Genomic DNA, 7,565 nt, shown 5'->3' on the forward strand with positions numbered 1-7,565 from the left:
AGGCGTCACGGACATCACCGCCCGTGACCGGTCGCTTGAGGGACTGATCATCGTGCTCAGACGGACTCTCGCTGTTCTGGCCTCGCTCCTGGTCGGTGCCGCCACGCTGGTGGCGGTACCGACCGAGGCGCTGGCCGCTCCCAACTTCAAGGCCCCGTTCCCGTGTGGTCAGCGCTGGACCTACAGCCACCACTCGGCCGAGGTCCGCCGCGCGCTCGACTTCGTCCGCGCGGACGGCGGCACCACCAACAACACGCCGGTCCTGGCTTCGGCGGCCGGCGTGGCCACCCGCTACTCCCAGCCGTCCGGCGCCGGCAACTACATCGCCATCGATCACGGCGGCGGCTGGAAGACCTACTACTTCCACCTGAACGCGTACTCCGTGCCCAGCGGCGCACAGGTCGCGCAGGGCCAGCAGATCGGGCTCACCGGCAGCACCGGCAACTCGTCCGGTCCGCACATCCACTACGAGCAGCTCTACAACGGCGTCGGCCAGAACATCGTCATCAACGGCCAGGGCCTGGCCTACCCGGGCTCGTACAACCAGTACTTCCTGACCAGCGACAACGGCTGCGGGGGTGGCGGCGGTACGCCGTTCATGACCTGGGGCTCCGGCATCCGGATCCGCAGCGACGCCCGGCTGGCCGCTCCGGTGGTCGGCACGCTGCCCGGCCCGACACAGGTCTTCGTGCTCTGCCAGAAGCAGGGCGACACGGTCAACGCGGAGGGCTACACCAACAACTGGTGGTCCAAGCTGCGTGACCAGAACGGCTTCATCACCAACATCTACATCGACCATCCCGCGGCACAGCTGCCAGGCGTGCCCGTCTGTTAGCCGCCCCGGGCCCGGATCCCCTGCTCAGGCAGGGGATCCGGGCTCTTGTCATGCGGTGTGCAGGGTCAGGCCGTACGCGCCGAGGATCTCGTTGACCGGCTGGAACCAGGTCTCGCCGCCGCTGGAGCAGTTGCCCCAGCCGCCGGAGGTGACGCCCTGGGCCTGGTCACCGGTGATGAACGAGCCACCGGAGTCCCCGCCCTCGGCGCAGACGCTGGTCTTGGTCGCGCCGTAGAACAGCTGGCCGTTGCCGTAGTTCACGGTCTCGTTCTTGGCCAGGATCGTGCCGCAGTGCCAGTGCGTGGTCGAACCGCTGCGGCAGACCGACGTACCGACAGGTGCTTCCCAGGAGCCGCGGACCAGCTGGTCGCTGACCTGCCCCCAGCCGAGCACTACCGGCACGGTCCACCAGCCGCTGTCGACCTGGACCCACGCGTAGTCGTTGCCGGGGAACGACGAGCCGCGGAAGACGCCCTGGTTGGAGCCGTCCCAGCCACGGGTTCTGGCGCCCGCGCCGGAGCAGTGGCCGGCGGTGACGAAGCCGCCATGCACGGAGAAGCCGATCGAGCAGCGGACGTTGCCGGTGTAGTACGGGTCGCCACCGACCGTTCCGGCGGCGAAGGTCGTCGGGGCTTGGGCGGCGACCTCCTTGACGGTGATCGGCGTGGTTCGGGCGAGCCTGCTGACGAAGGCATCCGTGGCGGCGGATCGCTTGCCTGCTTGGACGTTGACGACGATCGTGCCGGATTTCGCGTCGGTCGACCAGCCGCTGACGGCTGCGGGGACTTGGCCGGCGAGCTTGTCGACCGCTGCTTTCCGCCGGTCCAGCTCGGTGGCGGACAGCTTCACCTGCGCGGTTTCGGCGCCGGTACGGCGTACGGCGTCGGCGGCGGCCGGGGTGGTGACGCCGATGACGAGCGTCTCCCGGGCCGCGTCGTACCAGGCGCCGCCGAACGCTGCGCCGGCTGCCTTCTGGGCGGCGGGGACGAGCTTGGTGGCGGCGGACTCGGCGCGGAGGCGCTTCTGCATCTGCTGCTCGGTCAGGCCGAGGTCCTTCTGCATCGCTGTCTGCTGGCGCGGGACGGCCAACTGCTCGGTCGCTGCCGACTGGACGGCCGACGCCTGGACGGGCACGGCCAGGACGGTGGCGACCAGGGCTGTGGTGATCAGGATCTTCACGGGACTCTCCTCACCTCGGGGCGGTTGGGGTGCGGTGAGAGCGCTCTCGCGACTCAGCGTGCTGGATCGCGCACGAGCCGTCAAGAGGTCGAAGACCTACGTTGTCAGGGCAAACGCTTACAGCCCGAGATGGGCCAGGACGGCGAGCACGCGACGGTGCCCGGAGTCGGTCGGCGGCAGGTCGAGCTTGAGGAACACGTTGCCGACGTGCTTGTGCACGGCCCCTTCGCTGATCACCAGTTTCTCGGCGATCGCGACGTTGCCGAGGCCCTCGGCCATCAGCGCCAGCACCTCGCGCTCGCGCGGGGTCAGCCGGTCGAGGGGGTCGTTGCGCTTGACCATCAACTGGCTGACGACCTCGGGGTCGAGCACGGTGCCGCCCGCGGCGACCCGGCGTACGGCTTCGAGGAACTCGTCGACGCGGGACACGCGGTCCTTGAGCAGGTAGCCGATGCCCTCGCTGCCGGAGGCGAGCAGCTCGGCGGCGTACACCTCCTCGACGTACTGCGAGAAGACCAGTACCGGAAGGCCGGGCCGCTTGCCGCGGGCCTCGATCGCCGCGCGCAGGCCCTCGTCGGTGAAGGTCGGCGGGAGCCGGACGTCGACGACCGCGATGTCCGGCGGGTCGTTGTCGATCAGCGTCGCGAACTCGGTCGCGTCGCCGGCCACGCCGATCACCTCGAAGCCCGAGTTGCCGAGCAGGAGGCCGAGGCCCTCGGCGAGGATCGGGTTGTCCTCGAGGATCACGACCCGCACGGCAGGATCACCTCGACCGTCGTCGGCCCGCCGATCGGGCTGGTCAGCTCCAGATGTCCGTCGATCGCTTCCACGCGATGCATCATGCCGCGCAGCCCGCTCCCCCGGCCGAGCAGGTCCGGTTGGTCGCCGACCCGGGCGCCGCCGATGCCGTTGTCGGTGATCGCGACGTACAGGTCCGGGCCGCGCCGCTCGAGATGCACCTCGGCCTGGCCGGCCGCGGAGTGCTTGGTGATGTTGGTCAGCGACTCGGCGACCACGAAGTACGCCGCGGCCTCGACGGCGGCCGGTACGTCGCCGAGCGCGCCCATCCGCAGGTCGACCGGGATCGGGCAGCGCGCGGTCAGTGCCGCGACCGCGCCGGTGAGTCCGCGGTCCTGGAGGATCGGCGGGTACATGGTCCGCAGTACGCCGCGCAGCTCGGTCATCGCCTGCTCAGCGCCGTCCCTGGCATCGTCGAGCAGCTTGGCTGCCTTCTCGGGGTCGTCCGCCATCAGCTGCTTGGCCACACCGATCCGCATGGCCAGCGAGACGAGCTGCGCCTGGGTGCCGTCGTGCAGGTCGCGCTCGATGCGGCGGAGCTCGGCGCCGTGGGAGTCGACTGCTCCGGCGCGGGTCCTGGTGAGCTCCTCTACTCGCTGGGTCAGCGCGGCTGTCTCCAGCTCGGCGCTGCTCGGTGTGAGCAAGCTTCTGATGCTGCGGGCGTAGCCCTTGGCTGCCAGTGGAGCACCCCAGCCCAGCACCCACAGGCTGACCGCTACCTGTACCGGGCCGAGCAGGAGCGCGTCGAGCCAGTTGTGGACCGGCAGACCCATCAGGCTGAACTCACCAGGCTGCAGCTTCCACAGGAACATGCTCAGCAGGCCGCTGGGCGCTCCGAAGAGAGCGATGGTTGCCACGAACAGACCGGGGATCGCGAGCACCGCCATCGGCAGCACCCGCAGACTGCGCCGGAACGAGCGGTCCTTCACCAGCGTGGCCACGTCCGCCGGCTGGCGAGGCACGGCCCGTGGCAGTGGCTGCTCCTGCGGCAGCCCGAGGTACCGGGTCGCCTTGTCCCGCTCGGCGTTGGCGAACTCCACCAGCCCGGCGGTGATGCCAGGAATCGCCCAGCTCAGCAGCAGGCCGATCGGAGTCGCCGCCAGAGCGACCATGCCGTACAGGTACCGGGCGTACAGGTACCGGCAGGCGGGCCAGCCGCGGGTCAGGATCTTGGTGAGCATCGTGCCTCCATCGTCGTCAGCACCGATCCTCCGCCGCCGACCACCCTCGCGTCGGTACAGCAGGCTCTACTCTTCCACCGGGCCCTGACTAGATGATGGCAAAGCCCCCTGCCGTGTCGCCACGACAGGGGGCTCGCTCGGGCGGTTCTAGCAGACCGGTACGCCGGGCAGCTGCGCTGCCGGGTGGTCGATGTAGATGTTCGACATGTAGCCACCCTGGTCACGCAGCTTGGACCACCAGTTGTTGCTGGTGCCCTCGGCGTTGACCGTGTCGCCCTGCTTCTGGCAGGTCACGAAGACCTGTGTCGGGCCTGGCAGCGTGGTGACGATCGACGCGGTCAGCTTCGCGTCCGAGCGGACCCGGACACCGCTGCCGTAGGTGGTGAAGTTGTACGTCGGCGGGTTCGGGTTGCCGCCGTTCACCAGCTGCATGTAGTAGTTCCAGTTCCAGTTCGGACCCGGGTCGGTGTGGTCGTTGCCGGGGATCTCGTTGTGGCCCTTGATGTACGACCGGGTCTTCGGGATGCCGCGCCGCTCGGCGATGTTCTTGGTCAGCGCCGCCGAGGCCCGGTACATCGCGTCGGTGAACCACGACGGCTGGTCGACGAAGCCCTCGTGCTCGATGCCGATCGTGTACGGGTTGGCGCTGCGGACGTGGTACGCGGTGTCCTTCTCGGCGACCATCTGGGTGATCTGGCCGTCGCTGGAACGAACCACGTAGTGCGCGCTGACCTGCGAGGACGCGTTCTTGAACCAGCTGATCGTGCCGGCGTACGAGCCCTGGGTCACGTGGATCACGATGGTGCTGATCGCCGCGGTCCGGCCGACCCGGTAGTTGGCACTGTTCGCCGCGTTCCAGATCGCGCCCGGGTAGTCGGCGGCCTGGATCGAGGCCGGCGTCCGGGTGCCGAGCGGTGCGACGTTCGCGTACTTGCCGCGCTGCGGCGTCACCTTGACCGGCTGCGTGGAGACGCCTTCCGCGCCGACGCCGAGGCCGATGATCCGGTAGACCTCGTCGGTGTACAGGCGCGCGGTCGGGCCGTCGGCGGAGTGCGAGTACTTCGCGACGACCTCGTACCAGCGGCCGATGTCGCGGCGAGCCTGGCCCTGCAACCCGGCCTGGTCGGCGTACGAGTCGAGAACGGCGGCGGCGCCTCGCACATTCGCGTCCTTGGCGAGCTGCTCAACCGGCAGCCCGGTCAGCTTCGCGGCCTCGGACATGGTCGGGTTGCTCGGGTTGCTGGCCAGGTGCATGACGCCGTACCCGTTGGCCTGACTGGGCTGACCGTCGTGGCCGTCCAGGTGGGACTCGGCGTAGCCGATGCCGACCAGGAGCTCACGCGGTACGTCGTACTGGGCGGCGGCGGTCTTGAAGGCTTCGGACAGCGTCGAGGTGGAGCCAGTCTCGACCGGCGTCGAAGCGTTGCTGGGGAGGGCGCTGAACGCGAGAGCGCCGGCAGCGAGCACGGCGGTCAGTCTCGGGATACTGGAATGCATGGGCGGGAATCCTTCCGAGGGGCGGCGGAGGTTTCCCTCACGGTAGGGCAAAAACTTCCGGCCAGACCAGAGGTTGGGTGAACTTTTTCCCGTCACGGGGTGAACTGACGCGCTCACACGGTGAACTGATGGACCCACGCCGCACCACTCCTCGACAACGCCCGGAACGCCGAGCAGGTGCGCCCATCGCCCCCTGCGGTGCTCCCGCCGGTCGGGCTGAGCTGTGGACAACTCCCCACCATCCGTTTCTCCGCTTGTAAACTCAACAAGGAAAGAACAGGCGGCGGGCAGCTGTGGTCACGCTCGCGGCTCAGGATAATCTGACCCGCAGCACGCTAGCGGCTGACGATGACCTGACCACGCAGCACCGCCACCGACTCGGAACCACCTGACGTACAGCGCAGCACCGCTACCGACTCAGAGCCACGTGACCACGCAGCGCGCTAGCGGCTCAGGACCGCCTGACCGCGCTACACGGCACCGACTCAGAACCACCACCTGACCGCGCAGCACGCTACCGACTGAGAACCACCCGACCACGCAGGACGATCAGCCGCGGAGCGTCGAGCACGCGGGGATCCGCGCGCGGGTCCTCGTCGTACACGACCAGGTCGGCGGGCGCGCCCGGCGTCAGCTCCCCCGGTACGCCGAGCCACTCGCGCGCCGCCCACGACCCGGCTGCGAGTGCCTGCTCGCCGGTCATCCCGATCTCGGTCAGCGCGCGGATCTCGTCGGCGACCAGGCCGTGCCCGAGCACGCCGCCGGCGTCGGTGCCCGCGTAGACCGGCACGCCGGCTTCGACCGCGTTCCGCAGGGTCTCGTGGCGGCGGGCGTACAGGTCGCGCATGTGGGCGGCGTACTGGGGGAACTTCGCCTCGGCCTGGTCGGCGTACAGGGGGAAGTTGTCGAGCTGGATGATCGTCGGGACGACGGCGACGCCGCGGGCTGCCATGTCGTCGAGCAGCTCGGGGCGCAGGCCGGTCGCATGCTCCAGGCAGTCGATGCCCGCGGCAAGCAGATCGGGGAGCGCGTGCTCGCCGAAGACGTGCGCGGTGACGCGGGCGCCGAGCTCGTGCGCGCGGGCGATCGCGGCGTCGAGGACGTCGGCGGGCCAGCACGGCGTCAGGTCACCGGCGTCGCGGTCGATCCAGTCGCCGACGAGTTTCACCCAGCCGTCGCCGCGGGCCGCCTCCTGCTCGACGTACGCGGCGAGCTCCTCGGGCTCGATCTCCCAGCCGTAGTTGCGGATGTAGCGCTTGGAGCGCGCGATATGGCGGCCGGCCCGGATGATCTTCGGGAGGTCCTCGCGGTCGTCGATCCAGCGGGTGTCGGCGGCGGAGCCGGCGTCGCGGACGAGCAGGGCGCCGGCGTCGCGGTCGGCGATCGCCTGCTCGACCTGGGTCTCCTCGTCGACCGCGCCGCGCTGGTCGAGCCCGATGTGGCAGTGCGCGTCGACGAGCCCGGGGACGATCCAGCCGCCGGTGCTGAGCGTGGTCACCTCACCGGTCGCGGGCTTGTCGACGACCGTGCCGTTGCTGAGGTAGAGGTCCCGGCGTTCGCCGTCCGGAAGGACTGTGCCGACCAGCTTGATCACCGTCATACCGCCGACCGTAACCGGCGGGGCCGGGTCGTGCACCCAGAGGGTTGATCTCTCGGCGCGGCAACTCCGCTCGAAGCAGCCCATGTCCGCGCGCACCGCGACAAGCCGCGCGACCAAGCCCGCGCGCACCGGGTACTCGCGCGCGCTTCCCCTCCGAACACCAAGTCCGCGCGACTCGTCGCGGGCCGTGTGGACTTGGGGTGAAGGGTCAGCCGCGCAGCGCACCGCGACAACTCACGCGAACTCTCCTTCAAACCACCAAGTTCGCGCGACTCGTCGCGGGGCGCGCGGACTTGAGATGAAGGGTCAGCCACGCACACCGCGACAAGCCGCGCGACCAGGCCCGCGCGGACCGCGACAACTCGCGCGAGCTCCCCTCCAAACCAACAAGTCCGCGGGGGGGGGGCGGGGGCGCGCGGCGGTGTTGTAGATCGGGTGAGGACACCAGGGGAAACCACTCAACCGATTGAGACTA

Annotated in this window: 6 protein-coding genes; 1 reads left to right on the top strand and 5 read right to left on the bottom strand. The window is 69.7% G+C overall.

Translation table 11 applies throughout. The features are described from left to right. The first annotated feature begins 52 nt into the window (after positions 1-52). A complete protein-coding gene (locus AB0M01_RS37605; protein ID WP_363677412.1) occupies positions 53-835 on the top strand; it encodes a M23 family metallopeptidase in 783 nt (260 codons plus the stop codon). A gap of 48 nt (positions 836-883) precedes the next feature. On the opposite strand, the gene AB0M01_RS37610 is transcribed toward AB0M01_RS37605, so the two are convergent. The 5 genes from AB0M01_RS37610 to AB0M01_RS37630 all read right to left on the bottom strand — a co-directional run bounded on the left by AB0M01_RS37610 (position 884) and on the right by AB0M01_RS37630 (position 7,090). After that, entirely contained in the window at positions 884-2,014 is a 1,131-nt protein-coding gene (locus AB0M01_RS37610; protein WP_363677414.1) for a S1 family peptidase, read from the bottom strand. A gap of 117 nt (positions 2,015-2,131) precedes the next feature. After that, entirely contained in the window at positions 2,132-2,770 is a 639-nt protein-coding gene (locus tag AB0M01_RS37615) for a response regulator transcription factor (protein ID WP_363677416.1), read from the bottom strand. Further along, positions 2,758-3,993, bottom strand: coding sequence for a histidine kinase (locus AB0M01_RS37620; RefSeq protein WP_363677418.1), 1,236 nt, complete (start codon positions 3,991-3,993; stop codon positions 2,758-2,760). The genes AB0M01_RS37615 and AB0M01_RS37620 overlap by 13 nt, the downstream gene beginning before the upstream one ends. Before the next feature lie 147 nt (positions 3,994-4,140). Beyond that, positions 4,141-5,490 (bottom strand): N-acetylmuramoyl-L-alanine amidase, encoded by a 1,350-nt coding sequence (locus AB0M01_RS37625; RefSeq protein WP_363677419.1) that lies wholly within the window; start codon positions 5,488-5,490, stop codon positions 4,141-4,143. Positions 5,491-6,004: 514 nt separating this feature from the next. Continuing rightward, a complete protein-coding gene (locus AB0M01_RS37630; protein ID WP_363677420.1) occupies positions 6,005-7,090 on the bottom strand; it encodes an amidohydrolase family protein in 1,086 nt (361 codons plus the stop codon). Positions 7,091-7,565: the final 475 nt, after the last annotated feature.

The organism is Kribbella sp. NPDC051770 (genome assembly GCF_040681455.1).
Taxonomy (GTDB): Bacteria; Actinomycetota; Actinomycetes; order Propionibacteriales; family Kribbellaceae; genus Kribbella.